The following is a 15277-nucleotide window of genomic DNA, read 5'->3' as shown; positions in this document are numbered from 1 at the left end:
CCAGCCGCTACGCGAGGATTTCCCGCACCACCTCGCCGTGCACGTCCGTCAACCGCATGTCTCGCCCGCTGAAACGGAAGGTCACGCGAGTGTGATCGAGGCCGAGCAGGTGCAGCATCGTCGCGTGCAGGTCGTGGATGGCCACGCGGTTTTCGACGGCCTTGTAGCCGTAGTCATCCGTCGCGCCGTGGATGGTGCCGCCCTTGATCCCGCCGCCCGCGAGCCAGATGGTGAAGCCGTAGGGATTGTGGTCGCGCCCGTTCTTGCCCTGTGCGAAGGGCGTGCGACCAAACTCGCCCGCCCACACGACTAGCGTCGAGTCAAGCAGGCCGCATGATTTCAAATCCTTCAAAAGCCCGGCGATCCCCTGATCGACGAACAGCGCGTTCTTTTCGTGGCCGTTCTTCAAGTCACCGTGCTGGTCCCATCGGTCGCCCGCCCCGTTCGGACACGTGAGTTCGATGAAGCGCACGCCGCGCTCGACCATCCGCCGCGCAAGCAGGCATTGCGCGCCGAACGTGCGGGTCTGCTCCACGCGCGAGGTGAGGCCGTAAAGTTCGCGCGTCGCGTCGCTCTCGCCACGCAATTCCATGAGGGCGGGCACGGCGGTCTGCATGCGTCCGGCAAGTTCATAGTTTGCGATGGCGCTTTCGAGCGCGTCGTGCCTCCCCGTTCGCGCGACGAGCGCGCGGTCGAGGCGGTTGAGCAACGAGAGTTTGTTCTGCTGCAACGTCGCGCCCGGCTCGGTCGGGCGGATGTTCGCGACGGGATTCTCCCCGGCCTTGAACACCGACCCTTGGAACGACGCGGGCAGGAATCCGCTGTTGAAGTTGTCGAGGCCGCCCGGAGGGATGAGCCCGCCGTTGAGCACGACGAAGCCCGGCAGGTCGGCGCTTTCCGTGCCCAACCCGTAGCCGACCCACGCGCCCATGCTCGGCCGGCCCTGCAGGCCGCTGCCCGTGTGGAGAAAGTAATTCGCGTTCGTGTGCTCCGAAAAGTTGCTCGTCATCGAGCGGACCACCGCGAGCTCGTCCACGCATTGCGCGACGTGCGGAAACAGACTGCTGACCGGAATGCCGCTGCGGCCATGCTGCTGGAATGCCCACAGCGAGCCGAGCGTGGTGCCGTTGTTGTTGAACTGCGTCGGCTCCATCTTCATCCCGAAAGGCTGGCCGTCCTCCTTCGTGAGCCTCGGCTTCGGGTCAAAGGTCTCCACCTGCGACGGCCCCCCGTCCATGTAAAGGAAGATCACGCTCCGCGCGCGCGCCGGAAAGTGCGGACGGCGCGGCCCGGGCGCTCCGCTCGGCGCGGTGGACGGAAGGCTGGTCAAATCCGCGCCGCCGCGCGCGGTTTCGGCCAGGAGCGCGGTGAACGCGAGCGCGCCAAAGCCATTCGCGCACTGCGCGAGCATCTCGCGTCTTGACAGCGGAGTTCGGAGGTAGCGGTGGCAGTGATGCATCAGTTCAAGAAAATGAACTCCTTCGCGTTGAACATCACGTGGCAGAGGTCGGCCCACGCCTTCTGCTCGCCGGTTGCGCCGGGCTCGTATGATCTGGACTGCGCCTCGACGAATGCGAGCGAGTCGCCGAGTTCCGAAACGGTCGGCAGGCGCGCGAACGCTGCGAGGTAAATGCCGCGCACCCGCTCCGCCGTCGAAGCCGTCGGCGCGGCGAGGACACGCTTCGCCCACACTTGCGCCTGCTGCACCACGAACGGGTCGTTCATCAAGATGAGCGCCTGCGCGGGCACGTTCGAAACATTGCGCCGGCCGATGGTGGTGAACGGAATGGGCGCGTCGAAGGCGAGCATCATCGGCGAGAGGAAATTCCGGCGCACTGCAATGTAGATGCTGCGGCGACCATCGCCGTCGGGTGGGCCGCTCTGGGCTGGCCTGCCGCGTCCTTCCATGAAGGCAGTCAGGTGGACCGGCACGCTCGGCCCGCCCTGCTTTGGATCGAGGCGGCCCGAGACCGCGAGTATCGAATCGCGGATGACTTCGGCTTCGAGGCGCCTCAAGTTTGCGCGGTGGAGCAGGGCATTCGCCGGGTCCGCAGCTTCAGCTCGCGCGTCAACCGGTTCGCTGGACATTTGATAAGCGCGCGAAAGGACGAGTTCGCGGATGAGTTGCTTGAGCGACCAGCGATGCACCGTGACGAATCGGTCCGCGAGGTGGTCGAGCAACTCCGGGTGCGAGGGCGCCTGGCCGAGCGCGCCGAAGTTGTCCACGGTCGGGACGATGCCGCGCCCGAAGAGGTGATGCCAGACGCGATTCACGATCACGCGCGCCGTGAGCGGATTCGAAGGGTCGGTGATTTGTTGGGCGAGCTGCAAGCGGCCGCTGCCCGCGCCGTAATCGGGCTGCCTCGCGCCCGCGATGGCTTCAAGGAACCGGCGCGGCACGGGCGCGGCGGGCGTCCTTGGCTGGCCGCGAACGAGCAGGAATTCACTCACGCCGTTGCCATCCATGATCGCCGGTGCGGTGGCCGAGTTCGGTTTGATCGATTTCGCCAATTCCGCCTGGCGGGTGGCGAAAGGTCTGAGCGCGGCGTCGAGCCGGGTCCGTCGGGCAGAACCGACGGGGCAAAACGAGTGAACATTCCGAACGAGCAGGTCGGCAAAAGGTGCGAGTGCGGCGGCCTCGGGATCGGTTGCGAGCGCGCTGGATTCCATGCGGCCGAGCGCGCGAAGGAACAAGGCTTGCAGCCCGTTGGCGAGCGCCGTCGCCGAATCGCACGCGGCATCGGCGAGCAGGGAGGCGACAAGGGGATTCGTCCCCGGCGCTGACGGCTGCGACTCCTGCTGCAACACCATCGCGATGGCGAGGTCGTTCGTCCCGACAGGGCTAAACTCGACGTGGGCCCGGTGGCCTTTGTAGGCATCGAGCCGGTGCTCGACCCATTGCCATTCTGTCGCGCCTGTCTTCCATTCCTTGAGCGTCGCCCCGTGGAGCGGGCCGTGCACGATGAGGTGCGAATCCACCGGCGAGTAGGCGCGGCCCGGCCCCTTCACCAGATACCAAAGTCTCCCGCCCGTGAGCGTGAACTCGGGCGTGCGAAGCGTCTGCTCGCTGCGGTCCCACTGCCCGAGCTTCGCGTCGTCACGTTCAGTCGCTGTCACTTTCAGCTGCTTCCACGCCTCATCACGCCACGCGCCCGCATGTGTCAACACGCCGAGAAGAGGCTGGACTCCATCCGCTCCGAATCGCAATTCGCCGGCACGGGCCGGGCGGAGCCCGAACGAGAATCCATCCTGAAACCAATCCTGCGCCGCCACGCGGGTGAAGTCGGCGATAATCCCGTCTTCGGGCCCCGATGCGGCTCCCGGCCGATTTGTGAACGACTGCAAGAACGTGGCGGCCTCCGATCTAAAGCGCGACGGATCGTCCGCGCCCGGCGGCAGCGCGGCGAACGCATGCAACGGATGCGCGCGGTCGGACTTCGCGGCCGAGAGTTCGCGGGGCCACGTGTTGCCCGCCTCCCTTTCCGCCGGCGCCGCCCGCCGGACGGCGAGGAGGTTTTGGGCGGCGCTTTCCGCCGCGGGCCGGAGCGCGACCGCAAGTTCGGTCATCAGTCGTGGCGATTCGGATGTGCGGAGCTTGTCGAGTTCGTGCGCGATGGCGCGATGGTGCTCGATCGTCTCAAACCGCGCCTGCCGGTAGTTGCTGCTGATGAGGAATCCGACGAGCGCGTAGTAGTCGCGCTGCGAGATGGCGTCGAATTTGTGATCGTGGCAGCGGGCGCAACTCACGGTGAGGCCGAGGAAGGTCTTGGTCATCACGTCCACGCGGTTGTCCAGGCGATCGCATTCGTCCTGCCGGATGTCCACCGGCGAGTGGACTTCTTCGCCGAGAAACCAGAAGCCCGTGCCGAGCAGTGATTCGTTCGCCCCATTCCCGGGGTTCAGCCGCGGTTGCGGCACAAGGTCGCCGGCGATGTGCTCCGTCACGAACCGGTCGTAGGGAACGTCGGCATTCAGCGCGCGGATGACGTAGTCGCGATACTGCCATGCGTTCGGAATGATCGGCTCGAACTCGTGCCCGCGCGTCTCGGCATAGCGCACAAGATCGAGCCAGTGCCGCGCCCATCGCTCGCCGAAAGCGGGCGATGCGAGCAGTTCATCCACGACGGACTCGTAGGGCTTGTTGGGCCTGTCCGTCCCGCCGGTGCTGGCTGCGAATGCCTCCGCCTGAGCCGGCGTCGGCGGCAAGCCGACGAGATCAAAGGAGAGTCGCCGGATCAACGCCCGCGCCCCGGCGGACGTTGCCGGTTTGAGATTCGCGGCCTCGAGTTTCGCAAGGACAAACTGGTCCACAGTCGTCGCCGGCCAGTCGCGTTGCTTCACCTTCGGCAGGGCAGTCGCGCGAACGGGCTGCCAGGCCCAGTGCGAGGCGCGGCGCTTTTGCAAATCGAACCCGTCCTTCTTCGCGGACGCGCCCGCGCCCATGGCTGGTTTCGCGGCCGGCCACGGCGCGCCAGACGTCACCCACGAGGCGAGGTCGGAGAGTTCCCGCGCGGGCAGCTTCGCCTTGGGCGGCATCTGCAAGTCCGTGTGCTCGTAGCTCACGGCCTTGATGAGCAGGCTCCGCGCGGGCTCGCCCGGCACCACCGCGGGACCGGTGTCGCCTCCCTTCAGCATCGCCTCGCGCGAGTCGAGCCGCAACCCGCCCTTGAGTTTCTCGGACTCCGCGCTGTGGCACTTGAAGCACTTCTCGACCAGAAGCGGACGGATGCGCTTCTCGAAAAACTCGTCGGAGCCTGCATGGGCGATCGAGCAGTCCGGGGCAAGTCCGAGCGTCAGCATGACCAGGGTTGCTCGTGCGAGGATCGGTGATGTGGTTCCGTGACTCATCGTCATGCGCGCTGAATTTAACAGATCCTGACGCGCCGTGAAAACGGAAGATTCGCCTGGCAGAGCCGCCCGCCGCTGAACTTCGCAGCAACCGCCGGCGCCCCATCCCCTCAATCAAGCCTCGACGCTCCGCCTTGCGCTGTTATCTTCACCCTCGTCATGTCAACGCTCGCCGCACCCCGACACGCACCACCGCAGAAGATCAACCTCCGCCGCCCGGAGGTGATGACCGCCGTGCAGGCGCAGGTCGAGTCGCATTACCGCAGCCAGCTCGTCGAGCATCTCCGCGCGCAGGGACACGTCATCCGCGCCGAGGGATTGACCATCATGCTCGCGAAGGAATTCGGCTTCTGCTACGGCGTCGAGCGGGCGATTGACCTCGCTTATGCCGCGCGCAAGTCCTTCGCGGCGGACAAGCCCATCTTCCTGCTCGGCGAAATCATCCACAACCCCGAGGTCAACGACCAGATTCGCAACCTCGGCATCCGCACCATTTCCAACAAGCCCACCGAGGAGGAGATGGCCATGCTTCAGCGCGATGACGTGGTGATCATCCCCGCGTTCGGCACCGAAGTCCTCACGCGACGCCGGCTTGAGGAAAAGGGCTGCCTGCTCGTGGACACCACCTGCGGGGACGTGATGTCCGTGTGGAAACGCGTCCGCCAATACTCCAAGGAGAGCGTCACCAGCATCATCCACGGCAAGGCGAAGCACGAGGAGACGAAGGCCACCACGTCGCAGGCCACGGCTTACGGCAGCGGCCACTACCTCGTCGTGTTCAACCTCGAAGAAACCGACTACGTCTGCGACTACATCCTGCGCGGCGGCGACAAGGCCGAGTTCCTCGAAAAGTTCAAAGGCGCTCACTCGGCGGGTTTCGACCCGGACGAGCACCTCATCGCCGTCGGCGTCGCCAACCAGACCACGATGCTCCGCGGCGAGACGGAGGAAGTGCAGCGGCGCTTTCGCTCGGCGATGGAGAAGAAGCACGGCGCCGCGAGCATCAATGACCACTTCCGCTTCTTCGACACCATCTGTGGCGCGACGCAGGACCGCCAGGACGCGCTCGGCAAACTCCTGCGCGAGAAACTCGACCTGCTGCTTGTCATCGGCGGCTACAACTCGTCGAACACATCACACCTCGCCGAGATGGGCGAGAAAGTCCTCCCCACGTATTTCATCAAGAACGCCGCCAAGATGGAATCCGCCGCGCTCATCCGGCATTGGAACCAGCACACCCACGTCGAGGAGGAAACGCGCCACTGGCTGCCCTCCAGCCCCATCACCATCGGCATCACCGCCGGCGCGAGCTGCCCGAACAACCTCATCGAGGACGCCATCAAGCGCCTGCTCGATCTGCGCGGAATCTCCGTGCAGGACGTGCTGGCGAATTGAGCGCATCCATGAGGCGCATCCGAGCCGTTCCGCACTCCGCATTCCCCTCCTCCATGCCCTGCACCGGCGCCGAACTCGAACTTCGCGAACGCCGCACGCTCGCGCCCTTCGCGCAGTTCAGCTCCGACACGCGCGGGAGAAAGTTCAAGGAAGCCCCGCCCGAGTGGCGCACTGAATACCAGCGCGACCGCGACCGCGTCATCCACTCGCGCGCCTTCCGCCGGCTCGAATACAAGACGCAGGTCTTCCTCAACGGCACCGGCGACCACCTCCGCACTCGCCTCACGCACACAATAGAAGTCGCCGCGATCTCCCGCAACATCGCGCGTGCGCTGCGCCTCAACGAGGACCTGGCGGAGACCATCGCGCTCGCGCACGACCTCGGACACTCGCCTTTCGGCCACTCCGGCGAGCAGGCGCTCAACACGCTCATGAAGTCCCACGGCGGCTTCGAGCACAACCGGCAGAGCCTGCGCATCGTCGAGGAACTCGAGCAGAAATATCCCGCTTTTCGCGGGCTGAACCTCACGTGGGAGGCGCGCGAAGGGCTCGTGAAGCACTACACCGCCTTCGACCATCCGAGCCAACGACCGGGGTTCGAGGCCAGGTCCTCGTCCCTCGAAGCGCAGGTCGCCAACCTCGCCGATGAAATCGCCTACTACAGCCACGACCTCGACGACGGGCTTGAGTCCGACCTGCTCAGCGAGAAGCAGCTTCGAGGCGACGTGAAGCTGTGGTCCCTCGCCGACCGCGCGGTCAGGCGCGTCCACGGCGCGCTCGCGGACGAGTCACGCCGCTACTTCATCATCCGCTGCCTGATTGACAGGCAGGTGAGCGACGTAGTGGCCACGACCATGGAACGCCTCCGCGCCGTGGGCGTGAACTCCGCCGACGATGTGCGCCTTCAACCGCGGCCGCTCGTGCAATACAGCGCCGAGCGCCGCAAGCTGAACCTCGACCTGCGCGAGTATCTCTACGAAAACCTCTACTTCAACCCCGTCGTCCACGAACCCAACGTGCGCGCCGTGAAGATGCTCGAAGACCTCTTTCACACCTACTTGAAGCGGCCCGCGGAACTCGGCGAACAAGCCCGCAAACGCATCCGCAAGGACGGCCTGCACCGCGTCGTCTGCGACTACGTCGCCGGCATGACGGACCGCTATGCGATGGAAGAACACGCGAGGCTGCTTGGCGCCTGAACGGACGAACCTGCCCTGCCTCGCCCCGTCCGTCCCGCTGCCTCGCCGGCCTTCACCCTCGCTGGCGAAGCCCGGCGTCAAGGTCGAGCGCCGACCGGGGCGCCGCTTGCTCCGATGTCGTGGAAACCATCCATGGGCAACGCCCTCCGGCGAATCTTCGGACCGGGTTCCCGCGCACCGATGGACGCGCACGGTTGAAGACTTCAACTTGACGCTCGCAGGTCGTTTGCAAACACTCCGGGCGCTTCGCCGGCGTTGAACCGCCGGAACAATCGAAACTGAACGTCCGAGACCGGAGACCCTTCGATGACGGATCCCGCGCAAATCCTACGCGACTTCAAGCCGGGTCACGCCCACTTCGTCGGCATTGATTCCGACGGCTGCATCTTCGACAGCATGGAGATCAAGCACAAGGAGTGCTTCACGCCGATGTTTGTGAAGCACTTCAAGCTGCAGGCCGTGAGCAAGTATGCGCGCGAGTGCTGGGACTTTGTGAACCTTTACTCGAAGACACGCGGGGCGAACCGATTCCCCGCGCTCGTGCGCGCGCTCAATCTGCTTCGCGAGCGTCCCCAGGTGAAGGCCCGCGGTGTGGCGGTGGCCGCGACGACCGCGCTGGACGAGTGGATCGCCCGAGAATCGAAGCTCGGCAACGCCACGCTGAATGCCGAGGTCGCGCGCGGCAACGCCGGACTGGCGCCGGTCAAGGTTTGGAGCGACGCGGTGAACCGGTCCATCGAGGACATCGTGCACGGGGTGCCGCCGTTCCCGCTGGTGCGCGAGTGTTTGCAGCGCATCCAGTCGCAGGCGGATGCAATGTGCATCTCGCAGACGCCCACGCCCGCGCTGGAACGCGAGTGGGCCGAGCACGGGTTGAGCGGGTTCGTGAGGATCATCGCGGGACAGGAGATGGGCACCAAGACCGAGCACATCAAGTTCGCCGCGGTCGGGAAGTATGATCCCGCGAAGGTGCTGATGATTGGCGACGCGCCGGGCGACTTCAACGCGGCAAAGAAGAATGGCGCGTTGTTCTTTCCGATCAACCCCGGCGCCGAGGAGGCATCGTGGGAACGGCTTCATGCCGAGGCGCTGGACCGGTTCTTCGACGGCACCTACGCAGGAAACTACGAGGCGAAGTTGGTGCGGGATTTCGATGCCTGCCTGCCGGAGAATCCGGCCTGGGCTTGAGCACCGCGCCGGGGGGAACGCGCACTCCGCGGACGGCCGAGGGCGGCAACCTCCGGCCACGCACCGTCAGTCCGTCACGGTCGGTGTCCACTTTCCGGTCTGCCTCCGGATGTCGCGGCTCCGTCCAAGTGTGTCCTCGGGCAACTGCCGCTCCGCGTGGCCATCGAGCATCACGTATTGGAACTTTCCGTTGGCGTGAAACTTGTAGCGGCCCGTGTAGGAACCGACGATTGTCGGCGTGGGCTGGTTGATGTCGAGTTGTTCCAGCGGCGAGTCCACCACACTTGTGGCCGCAAGCAGGCCGTAGCCCGGGATATTCTGGGACGAGGCGCTTCCGGCGACGTTCTCCGCTGAGACGAGTTCGGTGAGCATGATGATGTCGTCGGGGCGGTTAAGGGTTCCGAGGCGGTATGCGGGCTGGGCTTTGGGCGATGTCGTGGGCTTGGGGTCGGCCGCGTTCCAATTCACGTTCGGCCGGATGAGGTCCGGGAAGCCGTTGCCGCCGATCTCCCAATAGATCCCGATGCCGCAAGTGTTGTTGGCTCCAGGCGGCCAATCGGCCGCAGAAGGAAACTGCACCCCGTTGATGACAAGGATCCGCATGTTGTGCATGGGCATCGCGTAGGTCCGCACCTTGCCCCCGCGCGATGTCCACGTTGTGGAACGAGGCACTTTGTCCGACGGACACGCCAGCATGGCCGGCGCGTTGGTGGCGATGTTGCTGTCAAACTCCTGTTGCGTGTATCGCACTCCCAGATACGAGGCCACCATGTCATCCCAGGACCACGCCGTGTTCGCGCTGGAATGGCAGGCGCCAAACGTGAGTCGGTCGTCGTTTTCCTCGGCGTAAAGGAGGTTGGCGAGGGCGGCCTGTTTCAGGTTGGCCATGCACTTGGTGGCATTGGCGCGCTCTTTGGCTCCGGCAAGCGCCGGCAACAGCATCGCAGCCAGAATCGCGATGATGGCGATCACGACCAGCAATTCGATCAGGGTGAAACCGGCCCTCGCGCATTCGCCAGTGTTCTGCGGTCGTGTGTTTGATTTCATGTTTGCTCCTGATCTCGTTAGGGCGCCGAACCGGCGCTCGTCAGCCGGACTTCCTTCGAGGCGGCATCGATCTCGAACCGCTTCCCAATCGGCGCCTTGGGGACGCTTTGAATCAAACCCGAACTCACAAGTTCCTCAATCCTCGCCGGCAGCGGATTGCCGGTGGCCAAGTGAGCCTTGAGGGCATCGTTCAACAGCGCCAGCGATTCTTCGGCTGAAGGCGTCGGGCCCTTTTGAGGGCGGCGCATCGACCCCAAACCGATGGCAACAAAGGTTTTCTTCTGCGGTTCCACGACAAACCCACCGGTCTGAACCGCTGCCGGCGAGGAGGGAGCGCCGGGAGCATTCGCCCCAACGGGCGCCGGAGCGCCTGAAGGTGCAGGCGGAGTTGGAGATGCCACCGTGACCGGTCGAACGGCGGGCGGCGGTGGCGCAACGACAGCAGGGTTCGTGCTTTGAGCCTTTGGCTCCCGGCTGCATCCGGCCAAAGCCAGAAGGGCCATTGCATGACAAAGTCCGCGAGCGCTCATGATCAACTCTCCAGTTTCCTGGGTGAGGACAGTCGACCAGATGCCGCTTGGCCTGTCAAATCAAAGGCGCAGGCAACGCCACACGGGCGCGAAAGCCGCTTCGCCTCGAACGGCGCCTCTCAAACTCAACTCTCGCGGAAGCGACTTCGAGGCCGCCGATTGCCTGCTCAGCCCGTTGGCCTCGTTTGAAACATCACTTCCCCAAGTAGAGCTTTCGCAGCTTCTCAAATTCCTGGCGCTGCGCGGGGGTGAGCCGCTGGATGGCTCCGCGCGCGCGTGATTGCGCCGCGGGATCGCTCGAGCTCAAGTCCGCCAGAATCTTGTTGATGTCGTTGAACTGTTGCTGCTGCTGGGCGGCGGCCTTGGCGTCGAAGGGCGCCTCGGTTTTTGCCGGGGACGCTGGAACTTCGGGCGGGGGTTGCGCCGGCGTCGGCGGTTGAATACTGGCGGGTTCCACTTTGGGGGCTGCAACGGGCGGTGCGGCCTTGATCTGAAGCGGCGGCGCAGGAGGCGCTGCTTCTCTCTTCGTGCATCCGGCGAACAGGCCACCGACCAGCATCGCGGCTGACAGCCATGACATCTTCATGCCCCAAGACTGGCAGGGCGTGGCACGGCTGCCAAGCCCGGTTTCGACCGCCGGTGCAGACCCGCTTGCGGACGGCATTCCCAACTTGCGACCCGCAGCGCTTCGTGGCATTCACAGCACTGTGAACACCCCGAACGGTCCCGCCCCCATGCCCTGCCCTTCCATCCCGATGCCAAACGCATTCGAGCCGACGGCGCGAACCTGCATCACGCGACGCGACGCGATGCGGGCGGCGGTCGTCACCGCGGGAGCGTCGGCGCTCGCCTGCGGGATGTCGCCTGTCGAGGCCGCGGCTCCGGCGAAACCCGACATCCGCCGGGGCGCCCTCAAGCGTTACGACATCAAGAAATCCATCAACCTCTGGGCCTTTCCCTACCCCGAGCGGATGAACTTGCAGGAGTGCCTGCAACTCGCGAAGGACGCGGGCTTCGACGGCATCGAACTAAACTACGACCTCGACAACGACCTCTCGCCGAAGGGCGGCACGAAAGAGTTCGTCGCCATCCGGAAGCTCGCCGACAAGATCGGCATCCAGATCAGCGGGTTGTGCTCGTTTCTCTTTTGGCCGTATCCGCTCACGAGCAACGAGCCGGCGAAACGCGCGCGCGGCCTTGAACTCGCCGGCAGGATCGCGCAGTGCGCAAGCGACATGGAAGTCGAGAACGTCCTCGTCGTGCCCGGCGCCGTGCACATCCCGTGGCGCAACGACCACGAGCCTGTGCGCAACGACATTTGCGACCAGCGCGCAAAGGAAGCCATCGCCCAGCTCGCCCGGACCGCCGCGCGCCAGAAGGTCTTCCTGAACATTGAGAACATTTTCTTCAACGGCTACCTCATGACGCCGATGGAGATGAACGCGTTCGTGGACCACTTTGGCAACGAACGCGTGCGCGTGCACTTCGACACCGGCAACATCTCGATGTTTCAAAACGCGGAGCATTGGGTCCCCGTGCTCGGCAAGCGGACGAAAAACATCCACTTCAAGGAATTCACGAAGAAGGGCACCGACTACTCGCTGGAGACGTTTCGCCCCTTGCTCGACGGCACGACCAACTGGCCCGCGGTCATCGACGAACTCGACCGGCTCAACTACCGCGGGTTCGTGACCTTTGAGTATTTCCACCCCTACATCCACTACCCGGAGGCGCTCATCTGGCAGACGAGTGATTCGCTCGATCGGATGCTGGGAAGAAAAGCCTGACGCGGGCTACGAACTGCGCCCGGTTCAAAACTGATCCGTCTTTTCCTTGAACAGCAAGTTGAACGTCGTCATTGAGCCGTAGCATTTGGTCAGGTGCTGCTGGAGGTCCACCTTGTCGGCGTCGCTCAACCCGGGGTGCGCGTTGATCTTCTGCTCCATCACGCGGAGCTGGTTGCGCATCATCACGACCTTGTGGAAGAAAACCTCCAGCGGCACTTCCTTGGTCGCCAACGAAGGGTCGGAAGGGTGCAGCACAAACTTGCCGTCGCGCCAGCGCGCGCCGAGTTGCTCGACGACGACCCCCGGGCGTTCGATGGCGAGCTTCGTGGCGAGCGCTTCAACCGTCTCGCGGATGACTTGAGCAAGCGGAACCGTCAGCCCCGTGACGCCGGCCTGCGCTTCAGCAGGCTCGAGTCCGCTCGCTTCCGGCGCAATGGTGTGTTCGCCCGAGTCAAAGCAGATCGTCGCGGCTTGCGTTGTGATGGCGACGACAGTGCCCGCGCCGTGACCCGGGTGCCGGACTTTCATGCCGATGTGGAGGGACTCAGTCTTCATGATGCATCGATGTGATTGGGCCAGACGGAGTGCGACACCGTGTCAGGCGGCTCACGCCCACTGCGCCCCGCCCTTCGCCTCGTGCGGGACGGTCATCCGGAATCGCGGAATGCGCACGAGCACTCGCCGGCCAAGCGCATCCAAGCCGATGTAGCTGCCCTCGGCTTCGCCCGTCTGGGCTTTGAGCAGATGGCGGCTCTGGTAGCTGAACTTGCTGCCCGGCTCGATGGTTGGCGTCTGCCCCACCACACCGTCGCCCTCCACCACGAGCACGCCGCCTTCGTCATCTTTCACGACCCACTTGCGGGCCTTGATGGTCACCGCGATGTCCGCATCGTTGTGGATGCTGATGTAATAGACGAAGCAATGCGGCTGCTCGGGCCGCCCGGGGATGTGCGGTGAGTAGGCGATGCGGTCCACCGTGACGCGCAGGCCCGGGAGCTTGTGGAATCCGTCGTGTTGACTCACAGGCTCAGCGTATCCCGGGCACTCCGCGCCGCCAAGAAAAGTCCGTCAATGCCTGAAGTTCCACTCGTCGCGCCCGTAACGCGCGGCGACGGATTGGCGGATGCGCTCGCCGGGAACCGCGCCGAACTGTCCGCCCGCGCCCCAAGCCGCCCGCAGCGCGTGCTTCACGTCGGATGCCACCATCGGGACGTTGGCGACAAAATCCAGGTGTCCCCTGCCCCGCCGATATGCGGGCTCGCGCGATGGGTGCCGCAGCAGTTGATTCATCAGTTGCAGTTTGAACCCCAGCAGCATCACGCCGTGAACGAGCACGCACCGTCGCAGCCGGCGCTGCGCCGTGCCGGCGAATTTCAACTCGCCCGTTGCGAGATCGCCGGTCCCCCGGCAATGAGCGGCGCCTGCGAGCAACGGGCGGATCGCCGCGAGCGTGCGGTCGAGGACGAACGAAGCGGTGGTTGTCACCCGCGACAGTGGGCGATGGCCTTCCGATTGGAGGACGAGGGCGAAACTCAGACAACCCGGCCCCAGGACGACAGCGCCGCCGCCGCTCGAGCGGCGCAGCACGGGCACGTCGAGGCGCCCACACGCCGGGAGGTCGGCCTCCGCGGCAGCCTTGTTCCCGCATCCGAGGACGACGAAGACCTGCGCCGGCTCCCAGACGCGGAGCACTTCGAGCCGGGGCGATTGCTCGCAGAGTTCGAGCAGGACTTCGTCGCACGCGAGGTTCTCAGCCGGTGTTGGCAGCGTGAGGTCGAGGTATTTCATTGAGGCGCAAGTCCCGCCCCGTATAGTGCCGCGCGCAGTCGGGAGCAACATCAATGGACCCCATCCAAACGGAAATCGCAGTGCTCGGCGCCGGGCCGGGAGGTTACGCCGCGGCATTCCACGCGGCGGACCTCGGACGGCGCGTCGTGATCGTGGAGTCCTCGCCGCGCCTGGGCGGCGTGTGCCTCAACGCCGGGTGCATTCCGTCCAAGGCGCTGCTCCACGCCACGCATGCCATCACGACGGCGCGCGAGTCGGCTCATCGCGGGATCAATTTCGGCGCGCCGCAAGTGGACCTTGTGCGGCTCCGTGCCTGGAAGGAATCCGTGCTGACGAAGCTCGGCGCAGGCATTGCGCAACTCGCGAAGGCTCGCGGCGTGCAGGTCGTCACCGGCACGGGACGATTCACCGGTTCGCAGACAATCGTCGTCCAGACGGCATCGGGCGAGCAGACCGTCCGCTTTCAACACGCGATCATCGCGACCGGTTCCCGGCCCGCGCTGCCCGCCCTTTTCGACATTGGGAGTCCGCGCGTGATGACTTCGACTGAAGCCCTGGAAGTCCCTGACATTCCAGCGCGGTTGCTGGTGATCGGCGGCGGTTACATTGGCATGGAACTGGCCACCGTGTTCGCCCTGCTCGGCTCGCGCATCGTGGTCGCCGAGGCGCTCGGCTCCATTCTCGGCGGGGCGGACGCCGACCTCTCGCGGCTGGTCCTCTCGTGGGCACGGAAGCACCTCCAGGAAGTGCGCCTCAAGGCGCGCGTCACATCACTCACGGTGGAGTCTGACACAATCCGTGTGGCAATGGAGTTTGACGGCAAGCCAACCGAGGAACGCTACGAACGCGTGCTTGTGGCGGTCGGCCGGGCGCCAAACACGAATGACATCGGACTCGAAGCCGCGGGCGTCACGACCGACGCCAATCGGTTCATCTCAGTCGATGCCAGCCAGCGGACTTCCAGCCCAAACATCTTCGCCATCGGCGACGCCGCGGGCGGCGTCCTCCTCGCGCACAAGGCCGCGCATGAAGCGCGAGTCGCAGTCGAATGCCTCACCGGTCCTCCCCCGGCTCCGACTCGCGCACCCGTGATCCCGGCGGTCGTGTTCACGGACCCGGAAGTTGCGTGGTGCGGCCTGACCGAAGCCGAGGCCGCGCAGCGCGGCATCGCGGTCGAAGTGACCCGATTCCAGTGGGGTGCCAGCGGTCGCGCGCAGGCGATGGATCGCCCCGATGGCTTGACCAAACTGATTCTCGAACCGAAGACCCAGCGGGTGCTCGGCGTCGGCATTGCCGGGCACGGCGCGGGCGAACTGATCGCCGAGGGCGTCCTCGCCGTTGAGATGGGTGCCACGGCTCGCGACCTCGGCCGCTGCGTGCATCCGCACCCGACGCTGTCGGAGACGCTGATGGAATCCGCCGAGGCGTTTTGGGGCCACTCGACTCACACCATCGCCAGGAAGCGCGCGGGTTGATTCGCGCGAGTTTGCAATTC

At 65.2% G+C, this 15277-nt stretch carries 13 protein-coding genes and 1 pseudogene; 5 read left to right on the top strand and 9 right to left on the bottom strand.

Annotated features, from left to right (window positions below; all coding sequences use genetic code 11):
- Positions 1 to 7: 7 nt before the first annotated feature.
- From FJ386_03025 to FJ386_03015, 3 genes and pseudogenes are all read right to left on the bottom strand, one after another.
- Positions 8 to 1459, bottom strand: coding sequence for a DUF1501 domain-containing protein (locus tag FJ386_03025; protein ID MBM3875675.1), 1452 nt, complete (start codon positions 1457 to 1459; stop codon positions 8 to 10).
- Positions 1459 to 3567 carry a DUF1553 domain-containing protein gene (locus tag FJ386_03020; protein ID MBM3875674.1) on the bottom strand — a complete coding sequence of 703 codons (2109 nt, stop codon included), beginning with the start codon at positions 3565 to 3567 and terminating at the stop codon, positions 1459 to 1461. Before FJ386_03020 ends, FJ386_03025 begins: the two co-directional genes overlap by 1 nt.
- A gap of 84 nt (positions 3568 to 3651) precedes the next feature.
- A pseudogene (locus FJ386_03015) lies at positions 3652 to 4854 on the bottom strand (DUF1549 domain-containing protein).
- A gap of 153 nt (positions 4855 to 5007) precedes the next feature.
- On the opposite strand from FJ386_03015, the gene FJ386_03010 reads away from it, so the two are divergent.
- From FJ386_03010 to FJ386_03000, 3 genes are all read left to right on the top strand, one after another.
- Positions 5008 to 6243 carry a 4-hydroxy-3-methylbut-2-enyl diphosphate reductase gene (locus tag FJ386_03010; protein ID MBM3875673.1) on the top strand — a complete coding sequence of 412 codons (1236 nt, stop codon included), beginning with the start codon at positions 5008 to 5010 and terminating at the stop codon, positions 6241 to 6243.
- Positions 6244 to 6296: 53 nt separating this feature from the next.
- Positions 6297 to 7442 (top strand): deoxyguanosinetriphosphate triphosphohydrolase, encoded by a 1146-nt coding sequence (locus FJ386_03005; protein MBM3875672.1) that lies wholly within the window; start codon positions 6297 to 6299, stop codon positions 7440 to 7442.
- Positions 7443 to 7748: 306 nt separating this feature from the next.
- Positions 7749 to 8630, top strand: coding sequence for an HAD family hydrolase (locus FJ386_03000; GenBank protein MBM3875671.1), 882 nt, complete (start codon positions 7749 to 7751; stop codon positions 8628 to 8630).
- A 66-nt stretch (positions 8631 to 8696) separates the two neighbouring features.
- Here FJ386_03000 and FJ386_02995 read toward each other — a convergent pair whose 3' ends face one another.
- The 3 genes from FJ386_02995 to FJ386_02985 all read right to left on the bottom strand — a co-directional run bounded on the left by FJ386_02995 (position 8697) and on the right by FJ386_02985 (position 10793).
- Entirely contained in the window at positions 8697 to 9677 is a 981-nt protein-coding gene (locus FJ386_02995) for a prepilin-type N-terminal cleavage/methylation domain-containing protein (GenBank protein ID MBM3875670.1), read from the bottom strand.
- Between the two features lie 17 nt (positions 9678 to 9694).
- Positions 9695 to 9970, bottom strand: coding sequence for a hypothetical protein (locus FJ386_02990; GenBank protein MBM3875669.1), 276 nt, complete (start codon positions 9968 to 9970; stop codon positions 9695 to 9697).
- A gap of 430 nt (positions 9971 to 10400) precedes the next feature.
- Complete coding sequence (locus tag FJ386_02985; GenBank protein MBM3875668.1) at positions 10401 to 10793, bottom strand: hypothetical protein; 393 nt, start codon at positions 10791 to 10793, stop codon at positions 10401 to 10403.
- A gap of 169 nt (positions 10794 to 10962) precedes the next feature.
- Here FJ386_02985 and FJ386_02980 point away from each other — a divergent pair, with 169 nt between their 5' ends.
- Complete coding sequence (locus tag FJ386_02980) at positions 10963 to 11994, top strand: sugar phosphate isomerase/epimerase (protein MBM3875667.1); 1032 nt, start codon at positions 10963 to 10965, stop codon at positions 11992 to 11994.
- 24 nt (positions 11995 to 12018) lie between these two features.
- On the opposite strand, the gene FJ386_02975 is transcribed toward FJ386_02980, so the two are convergent.
- From FJ386_02975 to FJ386_02965, 3 genes are all read right to left on the bottom strand, one after another.
- Positions 12019 to 12549, bottom strand: a complete 531-nt coding sequence (locus tag FJ386_02975; protein MBM3875666.1) for a hypothetical protein — start codon at positions 12547 to 12549, stop codon at positions 12019 to 12021.
- A gap of 51 nt (positions 12550 to 12600) precedes the next feature.
- On the bottom strand, positions 12601 to 12942 hold the full coding sequence (locus tag FJ386_02970) for an ApaG domain (protein MBM3875665.1): 342 nt from the start codon (positions 12940 to 12942) through the stop codon (positions 12601 to 12603).
- A 120-nt stretch (positions 12943 to 13062) separates the two neighbouring features.
- Positions 13063 to 13899, bottom strand: coding sequence for a lipoate--protein ligase family protein (locus tag FJ386_02965; GenBank protein ID MBM3875664.1), 837 nt, complete (start codon positions 13897 to 13899; stop codon positions 13063 to 13065).
- Between FJ386_02965 and lpdA the strand changes: the two genes are divergently transcribed.
- The gene (gene lpdA, locus FJ386_02960; protein MBM3875663.1) at positions 13836 to 15257 is read left to right on the top strand and encodes a dihydrolipoyl dehydrogenase; all 1422 of its coding nucleotides are present in this window, start codon (positions 13836 to 13838) and stop codon (positions 15255 to 15257) included. The genes FJ386_02965 and lpdA overlap by 64 nt on opposite strands.
- Positions 15258 to 15277 lie beyond the last annotated feature (20 nt).

This window comes from Verrucomicrobiota bacterium (assembly GCA_016871675.1).
In the GTDB taxonomy this organism is placed as follows: Bacteria; Verrucomicrobiota; Verrucomicrobiia; order Limisphaerales; family VHCN01; genus VHCN01.
Note: the sequence above shows the minus strand (reverse complement) of the source record. Positions and strands in the feature narration are given on the sequence as shown.

Coding starts and splice junctions, on each gene's coding strand:
- FJ386_03025 (MBM3875675.1), bottom strand. CDS start 1,459: ATGCATCACTGCCACCGCTACCTCCGAACTCCGCTGTCAAGACGCGAG.
- FJ386_03020 (MBM3875674.1), bottom strand. CDS start 3,567: ATGACCGAACTTGCGGTCGCGCTCCGGCCCGCGGCGGAAAGCGCCGCC.
- FJ386_03010 (MBM3875673.1), top strand. CDS start 5,008: ATGTCAACGCTCGCCGCACCCCGACACGCACCACCGCAGAAGATCAAC.
- FJ386_03005 (MBM3875672.1), top strand. CDS start 6,297: ATGCCCTGCACCGGCGCCGAACTCGAACTTCGCGAACGCCGCACGCTC.
- FJ386_03000 (MBM3875671.1), top strand. CDS start 7,749: ATGACGGATCCCGCGCAAATCCTACGCGACTTCAAGCCGGGTCACGCC.
- FJ386_02995 (MBM3875670.1), bottom strand. CDS start 9,677: ATGAAATCAAACACACGACCGCAGAACACTGGCGAATGCGCGAGGGCC.
- FJ386_02985 (MBM3875668.1), bottom strand. CDS start 10,793: ATGAAGATGTCATGGCTGTCAGCCGCGATGCTGGTCGGTGGCCTGTTC.
- FJ386_02980 (MBM3875667.1), top strand. CDS start 10,963: ATGCCAAACGCATTCGAGCCGACGGCGCGAACCTGCATCACGCGACGC.
- FJ386_02975 (MBM3875666.1), bottom strand. CDS start 12,549: ATGAAGACTGAGTCCCTCCACATCGGCATGAAAGTCCGGCACCCGGGT.
- lpdA (MBM3875663.1), top strand. CDS start 13,836: ATGGACCCCATCCAAACGGAAATCGCAGTGCTCGGCGCCGGGCCGGGA.
- FJ386_02965 (MBM3875664.1), bottom strand. CDS start 13,899: ATGCCGCGGCGTAACCTCCCGGCCCGGCGCCGAGCACTGCGATTTCCG.